Origin of the sequence: Flexithrix dorotheae DSM 6795 (genome assembly GCF_000379765.1) — a bacterium.
In the GTDB taxonomy this organism is placed as follows: domain Bacteria; phylum Bacteroidota; class Bacteroidia; order Cytophagales; family Flammeovirgaceae; genus Flexithrix; species Flexithrix dorotheae.
This window is the reverse complement of record NZ_KB903434.1, coordinates 179,114-200,816: the sequence shown is the minus strand read 5'-3', so window position 1 is coordinate 200,816 and position 21,703 is coordinate 179,114. Positions and strand designations below refer to the sequence as shown.

Below are 21,703 nucleotides of genomic sequence, written 5' to 3'. Positions count from 1 at the left end.
GTTTTAATTATCCTGAAAATTTGGTTTTGAATCTTCAAATTAAGCGGAAAAATTTTACTATTCCATTAAAGTGACTCTGGAAGAATCCATGGCGCTTACATTAAAAAAGCCAAGGGCACCATTTTGGATATTAGTTGGCGGGTTTTCAGGTACAGCCTGGGCGGGGCTTCCGGACTTCGTCAATAAGTCTAATCCCTGATAGTATTTATAGGCATCCTCTGTAAGGGAAAAAATATTTACCTGCACTCTGTCACTGGAATCCGCCAGCGCTTTATCGATAAAGAAAGGCAATTCAAAATTCAAATACTGTCCATTTACATTCCCATCTTCGCTTATGCTTATTTCCTTGTCGTTTATTATTTCTTCATTCAAAAGCACTTCCCAGTAATAATAATTTCTTTGTCCGGGAGGATCCTGAAAATAAACTGTAAGATAATAGCCATCTTCAAAAAGGGGTTCATCCTCTCTCAGACTATATTTTAGGGAGTCAATTTTTGGAACCCCTGACATTCTAGCGCTTGCAAGAAATTCCGTTTCTCCAAGTCTAACTGACAGTTTGTATACTCCACCGGGTTTCCCTGTAAAATCATTGTCTTCAGGGAAATAACTGCCTTTTTCTGTTTCTATGAACCTGACCCTTCTGTTAAAATTATCCGTTAAGTAAATGAGTGCATTTGATACCCTTGGGGTGGCTTCCGGAGAATTAAAGGCGGCTGTTTGAGTGAGTTTTATGTAGCTGTCTCCAGGCCGGTTGGTTACCCATGAATCAATTACGATAACCGGATCGGCAGTAATTAAATCAGGAGTGACAATTTCTTCACAGGATGAAATCAGAAGGAGAAACCAAAAACCTGTAAAAAAATGGAGTAAGCTTCTGGAAAACGGCTTTACCATATTAAAATTGATTAGAATCATTTCGGTAAACAACAAAATTCTACCCTGCAAGATTCAAAAGTAAAATTCCTATCTGGACAAACTTACCACTAACACAAAAGTGACAATAAATATGATCATGACCAGATACATAATCATATCTACTCTTATGTACGGTTTATATTTCTGATAAGCTGCAATAATGGTTTCTTTAATTTTCATTTTTTTCAATTGGTTCATCACCAATAAATTCTCCAAAATCCTCAGTATAATCAAGCTCTCCTTTATCAGTGAAAAATTTCCATTCTTCTACTATTTCATTTCTGATGTATCTGCCTGAAGCTTCTGTTTTGCCATTGGGGTAATAATAAGTCCAGGTGCCGTGTTTCATACCTTTTACAAAGGGGCCTTCTGCCTGTTTTTTGCCATTTTCATGATACATTACCCAAAGGCCGGATTCCAATCCATTTTCGTATTTTCCTTCATATAATATTTTGCCATTGGGATAGTAATGAGTTCTTTTTCCATTACCCTGGCGAAAATTACCGATTTCCAGTTTTTTGTCATTGAGCTGAAATGGACTAATATCCCTGAGCTTCCCATTGATATACATTTCTTTTTGCATGAAACTACCATCCTGGTGGTAATAATTCCACTCCCCATTCTCATTTCCCATTTCATATTTTCCCTCCATTTCTGTAGTTCCATCCGGGTAAAAAGATTTCACTTCTCCATTTTCCAAACCTTTCTCCATATTTATAATGGAGGATAAAAATTGTTTTCCATTTTCATCATAATCAAATTCCTCCTTTATGCCAGATTCAAGCCCATTCTGATAATGGACTTTGAAAATCAATTGACCGTCTTCTGAGTAGTATTCCCAATTTCCTTCTTTTTGATCAGATTGGTAATTCCCTTTTCCAGCAATAGATTCATCCTCAAAAAATTCTATCCATTCACCTTCTTTTTTATTTTCAAGATAATCTCCTTCAGCACTTAAATAACCATCAGGATCATATTCTTCCCATGGACCGTTTCTTTCATCACTTTCAAAAAAACCGGCTTCTTTCAGATTGCCATTGGTGTAGAAGTAAGCCCAAATACTATCTTTTTCACTGTCAGCATAGTAGCCCTGAATAGCTACAGAACTATCGGGGAAATATTTAAAATAGGCTCCGGTTTGAACTCCTTCAGAAAAATGTCCCAGAGTGATTAAACTACCATTGGGGTAAAATTCTTTGAATGGTCCATCTAGTTTTCCATCCTTATAATTAGCACTGGAAACCAAATTACCGAGGGAATCATATAAAAACCTTTCGCCATTGCCTTTGTTAAATGAACCTGATTCCAGTTTTTTTCCTTCAAAGGAAAAGGGTATACCAACATCTGTTAATAAGCTGTCCTGCCAAATCTCTTCCTGTATTACCTGACCATTGGGATAGTAGTAAATTGTTTTTCCATCCAGTAAGTCTTTCTTATATTCCTGTTGGTTGATGAGTTGACCCTCTTCATTATAGGATTTCCAGATTGCATTCAGTTCCCCATCAAGGAAATGGCCTTCTGCGGACTTGTTTCCATTTTCGAAGAATTCCAGATATGGTCCTTCTTCCTTTCCAAGTAAATAATACTTCTGAAAATTGATTTGCCCATTAGGAAAATAGGTGAGGGCCTTTCCATGTTTAAGGCCTTCGATAAAATTTAGAGAGATAGCCAGTTGGCCGTCTTCAAAAAATTCTTCCCATTTCCCATTTTCCTGATCATTTTTAAAATAGCCATTTACCGCCAGCCTCCCATTAGAATGGAATTCCTGCCACTCTCCATTTTTTTTGCCTTCTATATAATTTCCGGAAAGTACCAGTAAGCCATTCTCAAATTCTTTCCAATAACCATGTAATTGTCCATCTTTATACTCTGCGGATATCAATACATTTTGGTTATCATCTTTCAGCTCCCATAACCCATCCGTAATTCCATGTTCCGGAAGAGTTTGGGGGAAGGAAACCTTAGCAAACAACAAGAGAAATAATAAAAATAAAAATTTCATTAAAATTGATGCTATCTTTTTGATTTATAGGCAAATGTAAGCATCACTAAGAATTTTGCAGGGGGGAATAGCTTTTTATTTATCAGGATTATGAAACTATAATTAATCTTTGTCGGGAACCTACAACGGTTTCCAAAAATGATGCATAAAAAAACGGTGAAGGACAACTGCCTTCACCGTTTTTTTAAGATCTTGAGATGTTTATAGGTCCTCTATTTATTCACTTCAAATTGTTCTGATAAATCTGCTAATATTTTATTGTAGATCGCATCACTTCCTGATTTTTTGCTCACGGCTTTTCCTGCATGAACAACTGTACTGTGGTCTCTTCCTCCAAACTGATCTCCAATTGATTTTAAGGGCAAATTGGTGTACTGCTGAGAAAAATACATAGCGATTTGTCTGGCAGTAGCAATATCCTTTTTCCTTGTTTTTGATTTCAACTCATCTACTGAAATATTGAAGTAATCTGCCACAATTTGCTGGATGTAATCGATGGTGATTTCCTTTTTTGTATTCTTAACAATATTCCAAAGGGTAGATTTTGCCAGCTCAAGATCAATGTCTTTTCGCATAAATGAAGCATTGGCAATAAGGGAGATCAAAACTCCTTCCAGCTCTCTTATATTCGAATTGATATTGTAGGCTAGAAAATCAATTACATCTTCAGGAACATCTACTCCTTCATTCGACATTTTCAATTGAGCAATAGCCACCCGGGTTTCATAGTCGGGAGTTTGTACATCTGCGGTTAAGCCCCATTTAAATCTGGAAAGTAATCTTTCCTGTAGCCCCTGAAGGCTTCTTGGCGCACAATCAGAAGTCATGATAATTTGCTTACCCGACTGATGTAGTCTGTTAAATATATGGAAGAAGTTTTCCTGAGTTTTCTCCTTTCGGGAAAGGAACTGAATATCATCCACAATCAGAACATCTACCTGCAAATAGAAATTGGTAAAGTTTTGAATATTATTGCTCTTAAGTGCTTCAATAAACTGAGCAGTAAATTGCTCTGTGGTTACATAAAGCACCAGCTTATCAGGGAAATTGTCTTTAATTTCATTCCCAATTGACTGAACTAAGTGCGTTTTTCCTAAACCTACACCACCATAAACTACCAAAGGGTTAAATGCAGTGATCCCGGGTCTTTTGGCAATAGCCATTCCTGCAGACCGTGCAAGTCTGTTACAATCTCCCTCAATATACGTGTCAAAAACATAAGTGGGATTTAAATTAGTATCCCAGTTTTCCGGATCAAAATGTGGTACTTCAAAAGGACTAACGTAATTACTGCTGTTAGGCCGGGAATTATTAGAAGCAGAAACTTTTTTTACTGTATTATTAGTATTTTGGTTATTTACAGGAGGCTTTGCCGAAACATTAGACTTTCTGACATTAAGTGTAAAGGGCTGATTATTCGATCCCCCTTTATCCACCACAATTGAATATTCTAACTTTCCGTTAGGGCCAAGTTCTGCATCGATAGCTTTTTTAAGTACATAAACATAGTGTTCCTCAAGCCACTCATAAAAGAATGGAGTAGGAACCTCTATGGTTAATACATCATTTTGAAGTTTGATCGGTTTTATGGGCGCAAACCAGGTTTTAAAACTCTGTTCTGATACCTCCAGTCTTATTATCTCCAGACAGTTCTTCCACACTGCCTGGCAATCTTTTGTAAGTTGATTCAACACATTACAAATTTTAAAGTGTTAATAATGTTTGTCTTAAAATTCTGCAATGTAAACCTCACCCTTTTACTTCATCCGAAGATGCCATAAAAGGGACTTGAATTGCCAAAAAATAAGTGAGTGATTTAAAATTCTCGGTAACCACAAAACTGTGAAAAATTTTCATATTTTAAAAATCGAAACTGCTCAAAAAAAAAGTTTTAAGCGCATGTGTTTTTATGTTAATTTACTGATTTTCAGAAACTTAAAAAATAAACCTTTAAAGATAAATTGTTGAAAATCAAACGGATACAGATTAACAAAAAAGTTGAAAAAAAAAAATCTAAAAAAGTGGTTTCATTTTTGAGTAACCGCCAACTTCCCGCTGTTTTCAATTACAGAGAATGGATTGTTTCTTGTGTTTCAATGACTTATGGTTATTTGAATTAGAAACCGTTCATTTTTTACTCTAATTGGGAATAAAATCCTGCTCCGGTAGTAGAAGTCGGACTTTATTTGCCTACTGATAGATTTCATCAAGGCAACTAGTTGTTTATTGGAATTAATCAGTATGTGGAAAACAATCCTGATTAATCAAATACAATAAAAAAACCCTGGATTCGGAAATCCAGGGTTTTTCTATTAAGACTTATTAAGTAAAGTTTTTACTCAGCGGTTTCTGGAATTACTGAGATAAAAGATCTTTGTTTAAATCCTTTTTTGAACTGAACAATACCATCAGTTAATGCATAAATGGTATGGTCTTTACCAATACCTACATTTTCACCTACATGATGTTTTGTTCCTCTTTGTCGAACAATAATGTTACCTGCAGCAACTTTTTGTCCACCATAAATTTTTACGCCAAGTCGTTTACTTTCCGACTCTCTACCGTTTTTCGAACTACCGGCTCCTTTTTTGTGTGCCATTTTTCTTAATTATTTTAGAATGTCTTCAATTAAAACTTTTGTAAATTGCTGTCTGTGACCCTGAATTTTTTTATACCCTTTTCTTCTTTTCTTTTTGAAAACTAAAACTTTATCCCCTTTCACATGCTCCAACACTTTTCCTTTAACTTTCGCTCCGCTTACTAATGGTCCTCCAACATCAACAGTTCCTTCATCATCTAATAAAAGAACTGAATCAAACTCTACACCTGCCCCTTCTTCCTGATCCAATCTGTGAGTATAAATGTATTTATCTTTTTCAACTTTAAACTGTTGTCCGGCTATTTCTACAATTGCATACATCTTTCCTGCGAATTAATTTTTTTTAAGGATGCAAAAGTAAAACATTCATATTATAATAGCAAAGCTTACCGCAAATGTTTTTTTATAGTTGAAAATTTTTGTAAGAGATACTGATTTTATTCATATAAAATTAACATTTATTAAGTAAAACCTAACGATGATAATTAGCATTTTTCGATATTTAATTTTTTCAAAAAAATATTAAAATTAATTAGGGCCATTCTGATTTACTTAATGTATTAATAATCAAGTGGTAAGCAAAAAAAATACAAAAAAAAGGCCCTGGCAATGTAAAAACAGGGATTTTGTTTTTAGAGGAGGGTTGATATCTTTGTAAACCTGAAGATTTTTCGGACTGTAAAAACGGACTCAAAGGTTAATCCAAATCTTCTAACTATCAAAAATTCTTTAATGTAAGCCATTTGCTTTTTCACTTTTTTAAGTGTAATAAGTATTGATTTTATTCTCGGGTAGCTTTAACAATTATAAATTTTTGAGTTTCTGTTAATAAAATATTAAATCCAACAGGTAATATTTCTTTTTTTGCAATTTTCTTTTAATCATAGGTTCATTCTTTTACCATATTTATAATAGTGGTGTTTGCTGTGAATTTTTGAGGTATTTCTGAAACAATTTGATACCTGGATTAATTGATTAAAAAAAGGAGAGTTACTTCAAAAAAAAAGTACTGTTCTGCGATATCGATGAATTACATTCCTTCATGGATATTTTTGAATGGGTACTTATATAGATTTTAAATCTTAGCCTGATAAAAAATGAATACCGCACCAACGGAAAAGCTTTTACAAGAGAATAAAAATAGATTTGTATTATTCCCAATTAAGCATCATGACATCTGGAAGATGTACAAGCAATCTGAAGCCAGTTTTTGGACTGCGGAAGAAATTGACTTGCAACAAGACCTGACCGACTGGAAAAAGCTTAATGACGGGGAAAGACACTTTATCCAACATGTACTTGGATTTTTTGCGGCCAGTGATGGAATCGTAAATGAAAATCTTGTGGTAAACTTCATGGATGAAGTTCAATTTCCAGAAGCCAAATGTTTTTATGGTTTCCAAATCATGATGGAAAATATCCACTCCGAGACATATTCCCTTTTAATCGATACTTATATTAAAGACCCTGTTGAAAAAGACAAGATGTTTAATGCACTTGAAACTATTCCTTGTGTAGCCAATAAAGGGGAATGGGCTCTCAACTGGATAGAAAGTGATAGTTTCGCTGAGAGGTTAATCGCTTTTGCTGCTGTAGAAGGCATCTTTTTCTCAGGAAGCTTTTGTTCCATTTTCTGGCTCAAAAAGAGAGGGCTAATGCCTGGTTTGAGTTTCTCCAATGAATTAATTTCAAGAGATGAAGGAATGCATTGTGATTTTGCCTGTCTGCTGTATACCAAATATTTGGAAAATAAACTGAGCCAGGAAAGGGTATATGAAATTATCACTAATGCAGTAACAATTGAACAGGACTTTGTAGTAAATGCCATTCCTGTGAAATTGATTGGCATGAACGCTGATTTAATGTCTCAATATATAGAGTTTGTGGCCGACAGATTACTTGTGTCTTTAGGCTATGAAAAATATTATAACTCAGAAAATCCATTTGATTTTATGGAACTGATATCTCTTCAGGGAAAAACCAATTTCTTTGAGAAAAGAGTTGCAGAATATCAGAAGGCAGGGGTAAATAATAGCACCAACAGTAATAATAAGGATTCTCAGAAATTTACCCTGGATGAAGACTTCTAAAAGCTTCACACCATTGGTGAATTATTAATAATTGAGATAGTTTTTTAATTTATTTTAATTATTTAACTTATAGTACCAGTGCTACTTGATATTGAAAAACATTAAACTCAATATCAATTTGGGCAGGTAAAAGGAGTATCTTTAGAATTGATTGATTACTTAAGAGGAATCATTTTCAGCTAATGGCTGTATAATATTTGGTGATAAGTGCTTTGGCTATAATTTCAAATTGTGATAAAATTCAATAAACTTCCCATTGACAAGAAAAAGCTTAAAGTAAGCCTGGTCAAAAAAGATCCTTTTGGCAATGTGCTTATCTTTAAAAGGATGCTTATTGCCTTTTTGGCCACTGTTACATATGGCAGGTTTAATATTGTCAATAAACTGAAAATTGAAGGCACAGAATATCTGGAAGACTTGCCCAAAAAGAATGTGCTGTTTATCTCAAACCACCAAACTTATTATGCTGATGTGATTGCACTTTACCATGTGTTTTGTAGCGTAAAGTGGCGGTTTAAGAATTCAATAAATTTACCGCTTTATATGCTGATTCCCAGAGTGAATACTTACTATGTGGCAGCAGAGGAAACAATGAAAGAAAGTGGGCTTATACCTAAAATTTTTTCTTATACGGGAGCAGTTACGGTAAAAAGATCGTGGAGGGCGGCTGGAAAGGATGTGAAACGAGCGGCAGATAGAAGTGCTCCTGAAAAAATAAAAAAAGCATTAAGCCAGGGTTGGGTGGTAAATTTTCCACAAGGCACAACCAGCCCATATGCCCCTATTAGAAAAGGTACAGCTAACTTGATTAAGCATTATAATCCTATTGTAGTACCTGTAGTAATAGATGGGTTTAGAAGAGCATTTGATAAAAAGGGACTCTTCTTTAGAAAAAGAGGTACAAAGTTGCAAATCAAGTTTAAGGAACCTTTGCAATTTGATGAAAATGATACTTTAGATTCAATAGTTCAAACGATTACAAAAGCTATTGAGCAAGATCCAATTTCGAAGGCAAAAAAAACTGAAGAGAATGACCAGAATTAGTATAAAAAATAGTAGATTAAAGGATTGATTTTTTGAACTAATTTGTTGTTTATATTTTTTGGTTTAACCCTTCAAATTCTTGCAAAAAAAATTAATTTAATAAAATTCAAATAACTGGACTGACAAATAAGGATTTCAAACTTATCAGCCCGGCTATAAATAATTTAAACAAACATTCACCGCAAAAATTTTTAACTCAGGTATGCTTGTAATAAAAAGAGATGGACGCAGAGAAAGCGTTAAATTTGACAAAATCACCCACAGAATTGAGAAACTTTGCTATAGTCTCGATCAAAGGTTTGTAGAACCCATTGAAATAGCCAAAAAGGTTATATCTGGTTTGTATGATGGTGTAACTACTCAGGAATTAGATAACCTTGCCGCTGAAACTGCAGCGACTATGGCTACTCAACACCCTGATTATGCTACATTAGCTGCAAGGATTGCCATCTCTAATTTGCATAAAGTTACAAGTAAGTCTTTTTCTAATACCATGAAAAGACTTTATACCTATATCGACCCCAAAACCGGGGAAAATGCTTCCATGATTGCCAAAGATGTATATGAGGTGATAAGGAAAAATGCGGCAAAACTGGATGAAGCAATAATTTATAGCAGAGATTTTAATTTTGATTATTTCGGGTTTAAAACCCTTGAACGATCATATTTATTAAAAGCTGATGGGAAGACAGTCGAGAGACCCCAACATATGTTGATGAGGGTTGCTATCGGAATACACATTGATGATATTGATGCAGCTATTAATACTTATAATCTAATGTCAGAGAAGTGGTTTATCCATGCTACTCCTACATTATTTAATTCAGGAACACCTAAACCTCAATTATCATCCTGTTTCTTATTAACCACAAAGGATGATAGTATTGAAGGTATTTATGATACTTTAAAGCAATGTGCATTGATTTCCCAATCTGCCGGAGGGATAGGCCTTAATATTCATAATGTAAGGGCAACAGGCTCATATATTAAAGGAACGAATGGTACTTCCAATGGAATAATTCCAATGCTCAGGGTATTTAACGATACTGCAAGATATGTAGATCAGGGAGGAGGAAAAAGGAAAGGTGCTTTTGCCGTTTATCTTGAGCCATGGCATTCAGATGTTTTCGAATTTCTTGATTTGAAGAAAAACCATGGTAAAGAGGAGATGAGAGCGAGAGACTTGTTTTATGCGCTATGGACTCCGGATTTGTTTATGAAAAGAGTAGAGTCCAATGAAGACTGGTCTTTATTCTGCCCCAATGAGGCTCCCGGTTTATCCGAATGTTATGGAGAAGAATTTGAAAAGCTTTATGAAAAATATGAGCGGGAAGGAAGAGCCAGAAAAGTAGTGAAAGCACAGGATTTATGGTTTGCTATTCTGGAATCTCAAACTGAGACCGGAACACCCTATATGCTCTACAAGGATGCGGCAAATAAGAAGTCGAACCAGAAAAATCTGGGAACTATTAAATCCAGTAACCTTTGCACGGAGATTATTGAATATACTGCTCCGGATGAAGTTGCGGTTTGTAATCTTGCTTCATTATCACTGCCAAAATATGTAATTGATGGTAAGTTTGATCATCAGAAATTATATGATGTAACTTATGTAGTTACCAAAAACCTGAACAAGATAATTGATAGGAACTATTATCCTGTTCCTGAAGCAGAAAATTCAAATATGCGACACAGGCCAATTGGACTGGGCGTTCAGGGATTAGCTGATGCTTTCCTTATGCTGAAAATGCCATTCGATTCGGATGAAGCTAAAGCATTAAATAAGGAGATTTTTGAAACCATGTATTTTGCGGCAATGACAGCTTCGAAAGACCTGGCCATTGCGGAAGAGCCTTACGAAACTTTCAAGGGTTCTCCAGTTTCAAAAGGAATTTTCCAATTCGATATGTGGGGAGTTGATCCTACCGAGAGATGGGATTGGGCTACTTTGAAAAATGAAGTGAAAAAGCATGGTGTGAGAAACTCATTACTTTTAGCTCCAATGCCAACAGCTTCTACCTCTCAGATTTTGGGAAATAATGAATGTTTTGAACCTTATACTTCTAATATTTATTCAAGAAGGGTTTTATCAGGGGAATTCATTATTGTGAATAAGCACTTATTGAAAGAGTTAGTTGAAGAAGGATTATGGGATGATGAAATGAAAAATGCTCTGATTGCAGCTAACGGTTCAATTCAGGATTTGGATATTCCACAGAGAATTAAAGATCTTTATAAAACTTCATGGGAGATCAGTCAGAAAAATATCATTGAAATGGCTGCAGACAGGGGTGCATTTATTTGCCAAAGTCAGAGCTTAAACATCTTTATGAGTGATCCTAACTTTGGAAAGCTTACTTCTATGCACTTCTATGCATGGAAAAAAGGTTTGAAAACAGGTATGTATTACCTAAGAACAAAAGCAGCGAGAGATGCTATCAAGTTTACTGTTGATACTACTAAGCTTAAAAAGAAGAATGAGGCTGATGGACAAAACAATTTGGAAGAAGCTCAGGTTACTGGAAATGCCTGTTCTTTAGATGATCCGGATTGTATGTCCTGCTCTGGTTGATCACCAGCGGATTACAAACTAAACCTCATAAAAAAAACACTTGCTGATATTTATCAGCAAGTGTTTTTTTTATGCCTGATTTTAAATGGAAGACTATTACTTTACGATGAAATAGTCTTCGCCAATTTTCTCTCCATCCGAATAAAGCTCAACTTTATGCCGTCCCTTTTTGAATTCATTGCCTTTGTCGTAATTAAAGGTGACCATTTGTTGAGTATTATCAAATAAAATTTCCTGATTAGCAGTATAGAAAATCTCTTTTCCATTATATTCGAATGTGCCGGAACCTGCCGCCACATTATACAAAGCTGATCCTTCTGGCTCAATAATTCTGAGGATGAGGGTTTTTGCACCAATTTCTGCCAAGGGGTTTTCCTCAATATTGAAGGATATTTTTAGCTGTTCGATTTGCTTGGTTTTAAATTCATTTCCTTCCTTTTCCTTCCCTCTTTTATTGACAGAAAAGAATTTAATGTTTTCGGCCTGAAGAGTGGCTGCTATAGCTATTTTTTCCTGCATTTGTCCCTTTTCAGTCTGTAATGAATTAATCTCCCTGTTCAAGTTATTCTTTTCCGACTTTAAGGTGATATTTTCAGAAAGCAGCTCCTCATTAATTTCTTTTAGCTTGGTGATTTCCTTATCCTTTCTTTTGAGAAGCCCTTCGTAAGCTTCAATTTTGTCCTTTATTTTATTATATCTTTCCTGGGCTAAATTTCTGGAAAGTTTTAGTTCTTCCATATCCCTTTCAAGTTCTTCTTTATAGATAATCAGAGAATCAATATTTCCGCCCAACCTTTCAATTTCACTTATTTTCATATTGAGTTCTCCTGATATAGAGTCGAGAGTGGCATAGGTAGAAACCAGTTCTACTTCCTTGCTTTCCAGTAATTCTTTGTTTTTCTGCTCACTCATTACCCTCATATAATACTGGACACCATTAATAATCGCCAAAATTACCAGCATGGCAATTATCAAAATCATCCGATTATTTACCCCTTTTTTTGTTTCGCTTTCGCTCATAGTTCGCACTATTTAAAATTTGTTTTTGTTAATGTCTGCAAAAATAATTTATTGAAGATTGTTTTCAAGAATTTTGCCTTATTTCTAAAACTTTGATAGCCAATTTAGTATGGAAAAACCATTAGATGAATTTTTTTGGGAAAATAAATACAAGAATAATAATACAGGATGGGATTTAGGAGAAATTTCTACTCCACTGAAATGTTATTTTGACCAGATAAAGGCGAAAGATTTGAAAATATTAATTCCGGGAGCGGGGAATGCCTATGAGGCAAAGTATCTGTTTAATGAGGGGTTTAATCATGTAACGGTACTGGATATAGCCAAAGCTCCAATCGATAATCTTTTCAGGTCATGCCCCAAGTTTCCCAAATCTCATGTTCACCAAGGCGATTTTTTTGAATTTGAGGAAAACGGTTTCGACCTGATCATAGAACAAACATTTTTTTGTGCCCTTAATCCTAAACTCAGAGAGAATTACATTTATAAAATGAAGGAACTGTTGAAGCCAGGTGGCAAATTGGTTGGGGTTTTATTTAACATCCCGCTTTATGAAGATCATCCGCCCTTTGGGGGAAACAGGGAGGATTATCTACCACTTTTTAAAAATGCATTTAAGATTAATGTATTTGAGATCTGTTATAACAGTATTCCTCCCCGGGCAGGAAATGAATTATTTATTAATGTGGAAAAACCAAAAGGTTAAAAATTTGCTTCTTCCCGTGTATTCCCTTTTTTAAACAAAAAGCTTTTTTTCTCCTCCAGATATTTTAAATGCAAAATGTTTTTTTGATCGTCATAGAGATCAGTTAAAATACTGTTTTCTATAACCAGATCGCCAATATTATTCACATCTTTAATCTCCCTGAAAATCCAAATTGCTTCAAAATCCACTTCTCTTCCAATAAAATTGGCCTGTTTTTCCTCACCATCAAGATATATTTTCATGGTGGCATCAATATATTTCTGTATAAATTGATCCGAATTTGCCATTTCCTTTTCAGTACCCAACCTAAACTCCAAATCATCATATTGTTTTAAGGCCAATTCAAAATCGTCCACATAAATTTTATGGGTTAACTCGATTGATTTATTCTTTTCATTATAGTCCATTTGGGTAAGTGAAATATGAACTGGATGAAGAATTGTAAAAAGCTTTATTAAGGCAACAATAATAAAAAGTGGCATTTCCTAAAATTTAAAAATTCTGGTGCGAGTAGGTTACAAAAATTATATTTTTGCTGCCAAACTTACTATAAGTAATCAGTTAGGCAAAAATTATTTTTATTCATTTGCCTGAATTCAATTATGAATAGCAATGATTATATCTCTTCTCAAATGGATTTCAACACTTAAATAACACAAAAAAATGTCAGAATTTTGGGTTTTTCTTCAATTAGGCTTCGAACACATTTCAGATATCAATGGCTATGACCACATTTTGTTTATACTGGCCTTGTGTGCCATCTACAGTTTTTCTCAGTGGAAAGAGGTATTAATTTTAGTGACTGCATTTACCATTGGTCATTCAGTAACGCTGGCTTTGGCCTCTCTAAAAGTTGTGAGTATCAGCACCGATTTGGTAGAATTTCTCATTCCTGTGACCATTTTTATCACTGCAGTTTTTAATTATTTTTTCAGAAAAGAAGCACATTCCAAAAATGTAAACCAAAGATACCTGGTGGCTTTATTTTTTGGGTTAATTCACGGACTTGGCTTTTCTAATTACCTCCGTAGTCTGCTGGGAGATGATTCCGGTATATTCTGGCAATTGCTCGCATTTAACGTAGGTCTGGAAGTTGGACAGATTTTTATTGTATTTGTCATTTTAATCCTCGCACTTTTGTTTGTGCAGATAGGCCGTATGCAAAAAAGGGAGTGGAATCTGTTGTTATCGGGTGCTGCCGGAGGAATTGCCCTCACCATGATTTTTGAAAGAAATATCTTTTGGTAAAATTCTGAATGGTATGTTTCCTATTAAAGTAGTTGCCGGAATTGTAGTAAGGGAGGGTGAAATACTTGTCGCACGAAAAAAGCCGGGTAAATCGCTAGCTGGTTTTTGGGAATTTCCCGGGGGGAAAATGGAGACTGGAGAAACACCGGAACAGGCTTTAAAAAGAGAGTTATTTGAGGAATTTTCTATTGAAGTTGAAGTAGGAAAGTATATTGAAACTTCTCTTTATCATTATCCGAATATTTCCGTTGAACTCATGGCTTATCATGCCACATTTCTTTCAGGAGAAATCAGGCTGGTTGACCATGATGTTTTCAAATGGGTAGTACCGGAAGACCTGAATAGTTTGAACATGGCACCGGCTGACAGACCTTTTTTGGAAAAATTATTATCAGGGGAAAGTTAAAAGGGAGGTTAAAGCGACTAGCAGAATGTCTTTATTGACGAAATATCCAAGTGTTTTCTGATTTCAAGGAAGGGCTTAATTTATCATATAAATTTTGCCCCTGTGGCATTAGGGAGCCCCATTTTCTACAAGACTTCCTTTTAAAATATAAGTTGGAAAATCATTTTCATTGCTTTTTTCATACTTCTCCTCCAACAATGGAATGTTATTAAATAATTTACTGGCAAACTGATTATCACTTTTATCCACTATAATTTCAGGGAAATCCTTCTCGAAATTCTTATAAATCTCAATTAAGGTGGAATAGGTATCCATATTTCCAAAATGTCTTTGGGACAATTTCCAATTGTAATACGGAGTAGCAATAGACTGATGCTGGTAATAGGACAGATGATTTCCCAAAACCAGAATTTTTTTGTTTTTTTCTGGTAATGATTCTTCTTTTTTTACAGTAAGCCTGTCATAATCAATTGGATTTAACCCCGAAGAAAAATTGTAAACACCATTATAGGAAATAAAAACCACAAGAATGGAAATAACCCAAAAGGCAATTTCTGCAAAAATTCTTTTCTTAAATAAAAGCAGGTAGTGTACTGTGAAAAATGTGAAAGCAGGTACGAAAATTATAAACTGATAAGTGGCGAATTTTGGGGTAATTAATAAAGTAAAAATGGAGGCAAGAATCCAAATAGCCATTAATTGCTGGGCATTGCTTTGGAAATTAACAAACCCCCTTTCTGTTCTGGCTTTTAGTAATCCAAGCACTAACGCAATTCCGGGAACCAGTACCAGCCAGAAAGACTGGGTTGGAGAGAAATACCGCTCTAAATTAAGACTAAGAAAACTTAGGATATAGACATCGTAAAAATCACCAATTCCACCCACAGTAAACAAATAAACCAGATAAATTATAAAGGCAAAAGTGAAACCATACACCATCATAATTAAATACCTGGAGGAAGAAGTTTTAAACATGGCCAATCCCAGTATGGCCATAATGAGGAATAATGTTGAGGGAATATAGAGTAGAGCGGCAATTCCTATGTAGAACCCTGTTTTAAAGATATCCTGGTCAATAGCCTCATTATCAAACCTGAATAAGTTCCGAACTACTAAGATTAAATAAGTATTCGCCATTAAAACAGGAGAAAGTGTAAGAAAGTCAAAACTAATTGACATAAACACGACATAAAGTAAACCCGGAAGGTAGGTTTTTTCTTTATAAACTCCGGTTTTGATGAGCGCCTGATTAAAAATAATGGCCTGGATTAATACGAGAAAGGAAGATATAACCTGATAAGCGATTTGGGATTTCCCAAATACCAGATCAATAAGCCAGTAAATCCCTGCAGAAAGCGGTGCAATATTTTCCCAAACATCAACATACATTCTGCTACCATTACCAAGTTTTTCTCCAACCAAAAGCCAGCTAAGCTCCGGAATAATTAAGGGCAGCCCATTGATGATCATAGGTAACCTTAATAAAAGAAGCACTACAAAGATTCCCAGAATTCGAAAAGGATCATTGATCCTGAATATACTTACCAAATCAAATTATTTTATTCTTCCTTATAATCCTTTAAATAATCATCATTATCATCCTCAGGTGGGATATTTAGGTTTTCGAATAATTGATCAACCTTACTGGCGACTTCTTGTGTATCGTCATAGAAAAACAAAAGTTCAGGTACTTTTCTGACCTGATTTTTAATTTTTGTTCCTAGTTTTTGTCTAATAAGTTTGGTGCTATTTTGAATATCCAGCAGTAAATCCTCTTTATCTTTTACCAAAAGAAAACTTAGATACACCTTCGCCATTCCTAAGTCCGGTGTTACTTTTACCGAAGTAACAGTAATAAACGCTCCTTTGAAATGATCTTTACTTAATTGTTGAAAAATTTCTCCTAAGTCTTTTTGAAAAAGACTTGAATATTTTTTTTGTCTCTTACTTTCCATCACTTTTTGTTTTTTTAATCCCCCGGGCTTTTGTTATTGTTCACCTCCATTTACCACATTACAAATCTCCAAGCGAGCGCCACAGGCCAGCCACATTAAACTATTATTACAAAGGTGCTTAATTTTCCTGATTTTCAAGAAATGCTTCTAAATTCAACTCCTCTATTACAGTTAGCATATAATACAAATCATTATAGAAACTTTTCAGGTATTCTACTCTCGTAAGTGGTTTATTAAGACTGATTTTAAAAATTTCCCTATTCAAATTTACACCAACATATACTTTATTCCCAATCATCGATATATAAACTTCAGCCTTAGTAGTTTTCTTCAGTTTCAGTATTTTATCCATAAAATTTCCTGTAAGGATAAGTTCCCCTTCCAAAAGGTTTTCTGCATAAACCACAAAATTATCTCTGAAATCCAGGTTTTTCGGGAGAATGTAATGCCCTCTGAAGAAGTTGTGTTTTTGCACCAATCTTCCAGTGTATCCCAGGTGTTTATAAATTGTGCTAGAGAGCACAAAAACCTTCCCTTTAAACTCATAGGGAATTTCAGCGACTAAAAACAAACCATGAAATATCATCTCCCAGGCTTTACTTTTACTCACTCCGGGATGTTCTTTCTCATAGGAAGAAATAAGTTCTGAAAACTTTATGGGTATTCCTTCTATAGACCCTTCTATTAGGTCATCACCAGTAAAATGATCTGGTTTCAATAAAAACAACTCACTTGCCCTGTAATCTTCATACGAAATATGACCTGTGGGATCATATTGCAATGAAGGGTCAACAAAACTAACCAGACTTTTTACAATTAGATCTTTAAAATTTGATGGGATAGCCAAATCAAGAAAATACTTGTTGAAAACAAAATAGGCTATGGCTGTGCCAAGTACAATTGTAATTAAAATGGTATATGTAGGTAAGGCGGTAAATAGACAAACTCCCCAGTGGATAATTACTGCCACACCCAGAAAAGCTCCTAGCTTAGCTTTCCAGGTAAACATTTTATTTCTCCTCTCTTCCAGTCCGTCCAGTTCATCTTTCAATTGTTCGGCAATAAATGACCGAAACTCATCAAAACTTTTCATTAAGATTATCCTATGCTCAAATTATCTTTCAGTCCCAATGTAGAGGTAAAAATTTAAGATAAAAAATATTTTCCGGATTTCAGGACCTGTATGACGTTTGAAGAAAGCCTGGGGTTAATTTTCTAAGGAGATATTGTTAAAATGTATATTTATTTACTAACTTGAAAATACTATCTTGAATAGATAAAAGCCAGGATAAATTTGAGTGGATTGAATCTGTATTGGCTACAGAAATTAATAATTTTACCATTCTGGTTGATATTACATTTTTGTATAATTAATTAGAGTGAGAATGGTCTAATAATTAGAAATCTTTCCTAAATTTAGATTCTGATAGCTGGTATATTTTTAGAATTTCAGACAATCATTTTTTTAACTTTCATCCACCAGTTTGTTCTTTTATTGAAAATCTTACATTTTTTTATTCCATCAGCTGATATACACCTACTAAATTTTTTTACTTTAAAATTCAATTGAACTTTATTAACAGTAATAAATTTTTGTGCATTGATTTGGAATATAATTCTGTATTTTTTTATAAAATGTATTTATTATTTCTGAAATAATATTTTCTTGTATTTTTTGTGCTTATTTTTAATTATGGCAAAATTGGGAATGTAATAGCATTAACAAGTATTTGTAATTGTAAAAAATCAGAATGATTAATATTGGAAAAATTATATAACATTACACTTGTATAAAACCAATCATAAACAGTAAAAACCAACTTTAAATTATTTATGAAAGCAGTAATATTTGCCGGTGGCTTCGGTACCAGAATAAGTGAAGAAAGTGGAGTAAGACCTAAACCAATGGTTGAAATTGGTGGTAAACCAATTTTGTGGCACATCATGAAAATCTATTCACAACATGGTATAAATGAGTTTATAGTTTGTTGTGGTTACAAAGGATATTTTATCAAAGATTATTTTGCCAGATACTTTAATTATAATTCGGACTTTACGCTGGATATGGCAAATAATAGTATGGAGATTCATAAAAGTGTGGCAGAACCCTGGAAACTTACACTTATAGATACCGGACTGCACACCATGACTGGAGGAAGATTAAAAAGAGTAAAAGAATATATAGGGGATGAAACTTTTTGCTTAACCTATGGTGACGGAGTAAGCGATATTGATATTACTGCTTCTATCGAGTTTCATAAAAAACAAGGAGGTCTGGCAACACTTACTGCCGTTCAACAACCTGGTAGGTTTGGTGCTTTTAAGTTAAATGATAATAACCCAAAAGTTAATCAATTCAGGGAAAAACCAGTGGGGGATGGAAGAGAGTCAGCATGGATTAACGGTGGTTACTTTGTTTTAGAGCCTGAAGTAATTGACTATATTGATGGCGATGAAACTGTTTGGGAAAGAGAACCCTTAGAAAAGCTGGCCAGTTCAGGAAACTTATCTGCTTTCCAACATTATGGATTCTGGCAGCCAATGGATACATTGAGAGATAAGAACGTGCTAGAAAAAATGTGGGATGAGGGAAAAGCTCCGTGGAAAAAGTGGGATTAAAAAAATCCTTACATCAGGATATTTCTTAAGAAATGTCAATAAAAGGGAAATAGTCCTTTCCTTGTCTGATTTTTGCAAAATACTCATAAATTTCAATCCAATTTAAACAAAAAACTTACTCTGTGAAAGATCAAAGAGAAAACGAGATTCTTGTTGAAGATATGGCTTACATTCTCGGTAAGCTGTCTAAAGAAGAAAAAGCTAAATTTAACAACTCTACTGTATTAATTACAGGATGTGGAGGCTTTCTAGGTTACTATTTTATGCACTTCTTTTCCAGGTACGCAGACGAATTGAATATCAAAAAAATCATTGCACTGGAAAATTTCTTAACCGGCACTAAAGACTGGCTGGATGATTTGGTTAACAAAAATGACAAAATCACCCTACACGAATTTAATGTAATTACTGATGATATCAGTGATGTGGATGGAGCCGATGAAGCAGATTTAATTATTCACGGAGCTTCTATTGCATCGCCAACTTTTTACAGAATTTATCCTGTAGAAACCATTGATGCGAACATAACAGGGCTTAGAAGACTTCTTGATTTCTATAAAGAAAGAGACATAAAAGGTTTATTATTCTTCTCTAGTAGTGAAATTTATGGTGATCCATTCCCAGAATTCATTCCCACCGATGAAGAATATAGAGGAAATGTACATACCATGGGACCAAGAGCCTGTTATGATGAGGCTAAAAGGTTTGGGGAAACCATGTGCTACATTTTCCACCACAAATTCAATATGCCTATTTCCATTGCCAGACCTTTCAATAACTATGGTCCGGGAATGAATATTGAAGACAAGCGTTTACCTGCTGATTTTGCTAAATGTGTGCATGAAGGAAGAGACCTCATCATGTTTTCTGATGGAAAGCCAACCCGAACTTTCTGCTACATTTCCGATGCCATAACAGGTTATTTAAAAGTGATGCTTTATGGCAAACTGGAAGCCTTTAACATAGGCATTGATAAGCCAGAAGTTTCTGTAAAGGAATTTGCTAACTTATTTGTAAAAAATGCTCAGGAGGTTTATGGGTATAAAGGAAAAGCACAATTCCAGGAATCAGATGATGCTGAATACATGACAGACAATCCGAATAGAAGATGTCCTAAAATTGACAAAGCCAAATCCATGTTAAATTACGAACCTTCTATTTATGTGGAGGAGGGTATTGGCAGATTTCTTAAATTCTTGAAAATAAATAACGGTAAACTAATATGATTACAGTAATAGGTCTTGGTTTTGTCGGGTTGACCACCGGTCTTGGATTTGCGAAAAAAGGTTTTAAAACCTATGGTATAGATATTAACCAGAGTAGGTTAAATAAATTAAAGAATTATGAAATTCCTTTCCATGAGCCTCATTTGAAAGAGGTTTTGGAAGAAACATTGGGGGAATCTTTTTACCTTGATGTTCCTTTGGAAGAAGCTGTGAAAAACAGTGAGGCTATATTCCTTTGTGTAGGTACGCCTAGTGCTCCTGATGGAAGTGCTGATTTGAGTTATATTCTTGGGGCAATCGATCAGATTTTAGCAGTTGAATCTAAAGATTTTAAAGTAATTATTACAAAATCTACTGTTCCCCCATCTACCGTATCCAAAAAAGTTATCCCGCATATCAATGCGAAATTAGCTGAATTGGATAGAAAAATCGGTTTTGCTTCTAATCCTGAATTCTTAAGAGAAGGATATTGCTGGGAAGATTTTATTGAGCCTGACAGAATTGTGATTGGAGTGGAAGACGAAGTTTCAAAAGAAATTTTAGATAAAATTTACAAGCCATTCAATGCTCCAATTCACTATGTGAGTTATAACTCGGCTGAGTTTATCAAATACCTTTCAAATACCTTGCTTTCTACACTGATTAGCTATTCTAATGAAATGTCGATGGTAGCGGATGCGATTGGTGATATTGATGTTCCGAAAGCTTTCAGAATCCTTCATGAAGATAAAAGATGGTCTGGAAATCCGGCTAATATGGCGAGTTATGTATATCCGGGTTGTGGTTATGGTGGCTATTGCCTTCCAAAAGATACTTCAGCTTTATACAGCATTTCCAAAGAAAATGGATTTACTCCGGAAGTATTAGGAGGTAACCTTGAAATCAATGAAAAGGTTAAAGATTTTGTGGTAGATAAAATTACTGCGGAAACTTCTCCTTCAGACACTATTGGAATTCTGGGCTTAGCTTTTAAAACAGGTTCTGATGATGTAAGGCTTACACCAAGTAAGGATGTGATTGCTAAATTGATCGAAAAAGGTTATTCAAAAATAATTGCTTATGATCCATTGGCGAATGGCACTTTTCAGGAGGAATATCCCGATTTAAAAATTGAATATTTCGATAATCTGGAAGCATTACTGGAAAAAACTGATAATGTAGCCATACTTACTGGTTGGAAAGAATTCAAAGAGAAAAAGGATTTGATCCAGAAGAAAAAAGTTTTTGACTACAGATATATTTATTAATCTAAATGATAACTGGCAAGGAATTTCCCCTGCCAGTTATTTTTGTTTTTGACT

The 21,703-nt window shown here is 34.6% G+C and carries 20 protein-coding genes; 9 read left to right on the top strand and 11 right to left on the bottom strand.

All coding sequences use genetic code 11. The features are described from left to right. Positions 1-57: 57 nt before the first annotated feature. The 6 genes from A3EM_RS0109440 to rplU all read right to left on the bottom strand — a co-directional run bounded on the left by A3EM_RS0109440 (position 58) and on the right by rplU (position 5,837). Positions 58-894, bottom strand: a complete 837-nt coding sequence (locus A3EM_RS0109440; RefSeq protein WP_044237884.1) for a DUF4249 domain-containing protein — start codon at positions 892-894, stop codon at positions 58-60. Positions 895-963: 69 nt separating this feature from the next. Then, positions 964-1,095, bottom strand: coding sequence for a hypothetical protein (locus tag A3EM_RS48305; protein ID WP_281169812.1), 132 nt, complete (start codon positions 1,093-1,095; stop codon positions 964-966). Next, positions 1,085-2,917, bottom strand: a complete 1,833-nt coding sequence (locus tag A3EM_RS0109430) for a toxin-antitoxin system YwqK family antitoxin (protein ID WP_020527952.1) — start codon at positions 2,915-2,917, stop codon at positions 1,085-1,087. Before A3EM_RS0109430 ends, A3EM_RS48305 begins: the two co-directional genes overlap by 11 nt. A 212-nt stretch (positions 2,918-3,129) precedes the next feature. Continuing rightward, positions 3,130-4,611, bottom strand: coding sequence for a chromosomal replication initiator protein DnaA (dnaA, locus tag A3EM_RS0109425; RefSeq protein WP_020527951.1), 1,482 nt, complete (start codon positions 4,609-4,611; stop codon positions 3,130-3,132). A gap of 641 nt (positions 4,612-5,252) precedes the next feature. After that, positions 5,253-5,516 carry a 50S ribosomal protein L27 gene (gene rpmA, locus A3EM_RS0109410; RefSeq protein ID WP_020527948.1) on the bottom strand — a complete coding sequence of 88 codons (264 nt, stop codon included), beginning with the start codon at positions 5,514-5,516 and terminating at the stop codon, positions 5,253-5,255. Positions 5,517-5,525: 9 nt separating this feature from the next. Then, the gene (rplU, locus tag A3EM_RS0109405) at positions 5,526-5,837 is read right to left on the bottom strand and encodes a 50S ribosomal protein L21 (protein WP_020527947.1); all 312 of its coding nucleotides are present in this window, start codon (positions 5,835-5,837) and stop codon (positions 5,526-5,528) included. 776 nt (positions 5,838-6,613) lie between these two features. On the opposite strand from rplU, the gene A3EM_RS0109400 reads away from it, so the two are divergent. The 3 genes from A3EM_RS0109400 (at position 6,614) to A3EM_RS0109390 (ending at position 11,222) form a co-directional block, all read left to right on the top strand. Continuing rightward, positions 6,614-7,606: a ribonucleoside-diphosphate reductase small subunit gene (locus tag A3EM_RS0109400; protein WP_020527946.1), complete on the top strand. Its 993-nt coding sequence runs from the start codon at positions 6,614-6,616 to the stop codon at positions 7,604-7,606. Positions 7,607-7,837: 231 nt separating this feature from the next. Continuing rightward, complete coding sequence (locus A3EM_RS0109395; RefSeq protein WP_020527945.1) at positions 7,838-8,650, top strand: lysophospholipid acyltransferase family protein; 813 nt, start codon at positions 7,838-7,840, stop codon at positions 8,648-8,650. Positions 8,651-8,852: 202 nt separating this feature from the next. Then, on the top strand, positions 8,853-11,222 hold the full coding sequence (locus A3EM_RS0109390; protein WP_020527944.1) for a ribonucleoside-diphosphate reductase subunit alpha: 2,370 nt from the start codon (positions 8,853-8,855) through the stop codon (positions 11,220-11,222). 96 nt (positions 11,223-11,318) lie between these two features. Here A3EM_RS0109390 and A3EM_RS0109385 read toward each other — a convergent pair whose 3' ends face one another. Further along, the gene (locus A3EM_RS0109385; protein WP_020527943.1) at positions 11,319-12,242 is read right to left on the bottom strand and encodes a coiled-coil domain-containing protein; all 924 of its coding nucleotides are present in this window, start codon (positions 12,240-12,242) and stop codon (positions 11,319-11,321) included. A 109-nt stretch (positions 12,243-12,351) separates the two neighbouring features. Between A3EM_RS0109385 and A3EM_RS0109380 the strand changes: the two genes are divergently transcribed. Next, on the top strand, positions 12,352-12,948 hold the full coding sequence (locus A3EM_RS0109380) for a methyltransferase domain-containing protein (RefSeq protein ID WP_020527942.1): 597 nt from the start codon (positions 12,352-12,354) through the stop codon (positions 12,946-12,948). On the opposite strand, the gene A3EM_RS0109375 is transcribed toward A3EM_RS0109380, so the two are convergent. Then, entirely contained in the window at positions 12,945-13,430 is a 486-nt protein-coding gene (locus A3EM_RS0109375; RefSeq protein ID WP_020527941.1) for a DUF6702 family protein, read from the bottom strand. The genes A3EM_RS0109380 and A3EM_RS0109375 overlap by 4 nt on opposite strands. A 181-nt stretch (positions 13,431-13,611) precedes the next feature. Here A3EM_RS0109375 and A3EM_RS0109370 point away from each other — a divergent pair, with 181 nt between their 5' ends. Both A3EM_RS0109370 and A3EM_RS0109365 read left to right on the top strand, forming a co-directional pair. Further along, a complete protein-coding gene (locus A3EM_RS0109370; RefSeq protein ID WP_020527940.1) occupies positions 13,612-14,196 on the top strand; it encodes a HupE/UreJ family protein in 585 nt (194 codons plus the stop codon). Between the two features lie 13 nt (positions 14,197-14,209). Beyond that, complete coding sequence (locus A3EM_RS0109365; protein WP_020527939.1) at positions 14,210-14,602, top strand: (deoxy)nucleoside triphosphate pyrophosphohydrolase; 393 nt, start codon at positions 14,210-14,212, stop codon at positions 14,600-14,602. A gap of 108 nt (positions 14,603-14,710) precedes the next feature. On the opposite strand, the gene A3EM_RS0109360 is transcribed toward A3EM_RS0109365, so the two are convergent. The 3 genes from A3EM_RS0109360 to A3EM_RS0109350 all read right to left on the bottom strand — a co-directional run bounded on the left by A3EM_RS0109360 (position 14,711) and on the right by A3EM_RS0109350 (position 17,650). Continuing rightward, positions 14,711-16,150 (bottom strand): hypothetical protein, encoded by a 1,440-nt coding sequence (locus tag A3EM_RS0109360; RefSeq protein WP_020527938.1) that lies wholly within the window; start codon positions 16,148-16,150, stop codon positions 14,711-14,713. Between the two features lie 11 nt (positions 16,151-16,161). Continuing rightward, positions 16,162-16,557 (bottom strand): 30S ribosome-binding factor RbfA, encoded by a 396-nt coding sequence (rbfA, locus tag A3EM_RS0109355; RefSeq protein WP_020527937.1) that lies wholly within the window; start codon positions 16,555-16,557, stop codon positions 16,162-16,164. 118 nt (positions 16,558-16,675) lie between these two features. Continuing rightward, on the bottom strand, positions 16,676-17,650 hold the full coding sequence (locus A3EM_RS0109350; protein ID WP_020527936.1) for a DUF3137 domain-containing protein: 975 nt from the start codon (positions 17,648-17,650) through the stop codon (positions 16,676-16,678). A gap of 740 nt (positions 17,651-18,390) precedes the next feature. On the opposite strand from A3EM_RS0109350, the gene rfbF reads away from it, so the two are divergent. The 3 genes from rfbF to A3EM_RS0109335 all read left to right on the top strand — a co-directional run bounded on the left by rfbF (position 18,391) and on the right by A3EM_RS0109335 (position 21,649). Next, positions 18,391-19,176 carry a glucose-1-phosphate cytidylyltransferase gene (gene rfbF, locus A3EM_RS0109345; protein ID WP_020527935.1) on the top strand — a complete coding sequence of 262 codons (786 nt, stop codon included), beginning with the start codon at positions 18,391-18,393 and terminating at the stop codon, positions 19,174-19,176. A gap of 122 nt (positions 19,177-19,298) precedes the next feature. Further along, positions 19,299-20,402 carry an NAD-dependent epimerase/dehydratase family protein gene (locus A3EM_RS0109340; RefSeq protein WP_020527934.1) on the top strand — a complete coding sequence of 368 codons (1,104 nt, stop codon included), beginning with the start codon at positions 19,299-19,301 and terminating at the stop codon, positions 20,400-20,402. Continuing rightward, on the top strand, positions 20,399-21,649 hold the full coding sequence (locus A3EM_RS0109335; protein ID WP_020527933.1) for a UDP-glucose dehydrogenase family protein: 1,251 nt from the start codon (positions 20,399-20,401) through the stop codon (positions 21,647-21,649). The genes A3EM_RS0109340 and A3EM_RS0109335 overlap by 4 nt, the downstream gene beginning before the upstream one ends. Positions 21,650-21,703 lie beyond the last annotated feature (54 nt).

Bases quoted from the DNA above. Each gene is read 5' to 3' on its own strand.
- A3EM_RS0109440 (WP_044237884.1), bottom strand. From the start codon at position 894: ATGGTAAAGCCGTTTTCCAGAAGCTTACTCCATTTTTTTACAGGTTTT.
- A3EM_RS48305 (WP_281169812.1), bottom strand. From the start codon at position 1,095: ATGAAAATTAAAGAAACCATTATTGCAGCTTATCAGAAATATAAACCG.
- A3EM_RS0109390 (WP_020527944.1), top strand. From the start codon at position 8,853: ATGCTTGTAATAAAAAGAGATGGACGCAGAGAAAGCGTTAAATTTGAC.
- A3EM_RS0109335 (WP_020527933.1), top strand. From the start codon at position 20,399: ATGATTACAGTAATAGGTCTTGGTTTTGTCGGGTTGACCACCGGTCTT.
- A3EM_RS0109400 (WP_020527946.1), top strand. From the start codon at position 6,614: ATGAATACCGCACCAACGGAAAAGCTTTTACAAGAGAATAAAAATAGA.
- A3EM_RS0109380 (WP_020527942.1), top strand. From the start codon at position 12,352: ATGGAAAAACCATTAGATGAATTTTTTTGGGAAAATAAATACAAGAAT.
- rbfA (WP_020527937.1), bottom strand. From the start codon at position 16,557: ATGGAAAGTAAGAGACAAAAAAAATATTCAAGTCTTTTTCAAAAAGAC.
- rfbF (WP_020527935.1), top strand. From the start codon at position 18,391: ATGAAAGCAGTAATATTTGCCGGTGGCTTCGGTACCAGAATAAGTGAA.
- A3EM_RS0109370 (WP_020527940.1), top strand. From the start codon at position 13,612: ATGTCAGAATTTTGGGTTTTTCTTCAATTAGGCTTCGAACACATTTCA.
- A3EM_RS0109375 (WP_020527941.1), bottom strand. From the start codon at position 13,430: ATGCCACTTTTTATTATTGTTGCCTTAATAAAGCTTTTTACAATTCTT.
- rplU (WP_020527947.1), bottom strand. From the start codon at position 5,837: ATGTATGCAATTGTAGAAATAGCCGGACAACAGTTTAAAGTTGAAAAA.
- rpmA (WP_020527948.1), bottom strand. From the start codon at position 5,516: ATGGCACACAAAAAAGGAGCCGGTAGTTCGAAAAACGGTAGAGAGTCG.
- A3EM_RS0109385 (WP_020527943.1), bottom strand. From the start codon at position 12,242: ATGAGCGAAAGCGAAACAAAAAAAGGGGTAAATAATCGGATGATTTTG.
- A3EM_RS0109365 (WP_020527939.1), top strand. From the start codon at position 14,210: ATGTTTCCTATTAAAGTAGTTGCCGGAATTGTAGTAAGGGAGGGTGAA.
- A3EM_RS0109430 (WP_020527952.1), bottom strand. From the start codon at position 2,917: ATGAAATTTTTATTTTTATTATTTCTCTTGTTGTTTGCTAAGGTTTCC.
- A3EM_RS0109350 (WP_020527936.1), bottom strand. From the start codon at position 17,650: ATGAAAAGTTTTGATGAGTTTCGGTCATTTATTGCCGAACAATTGAAA.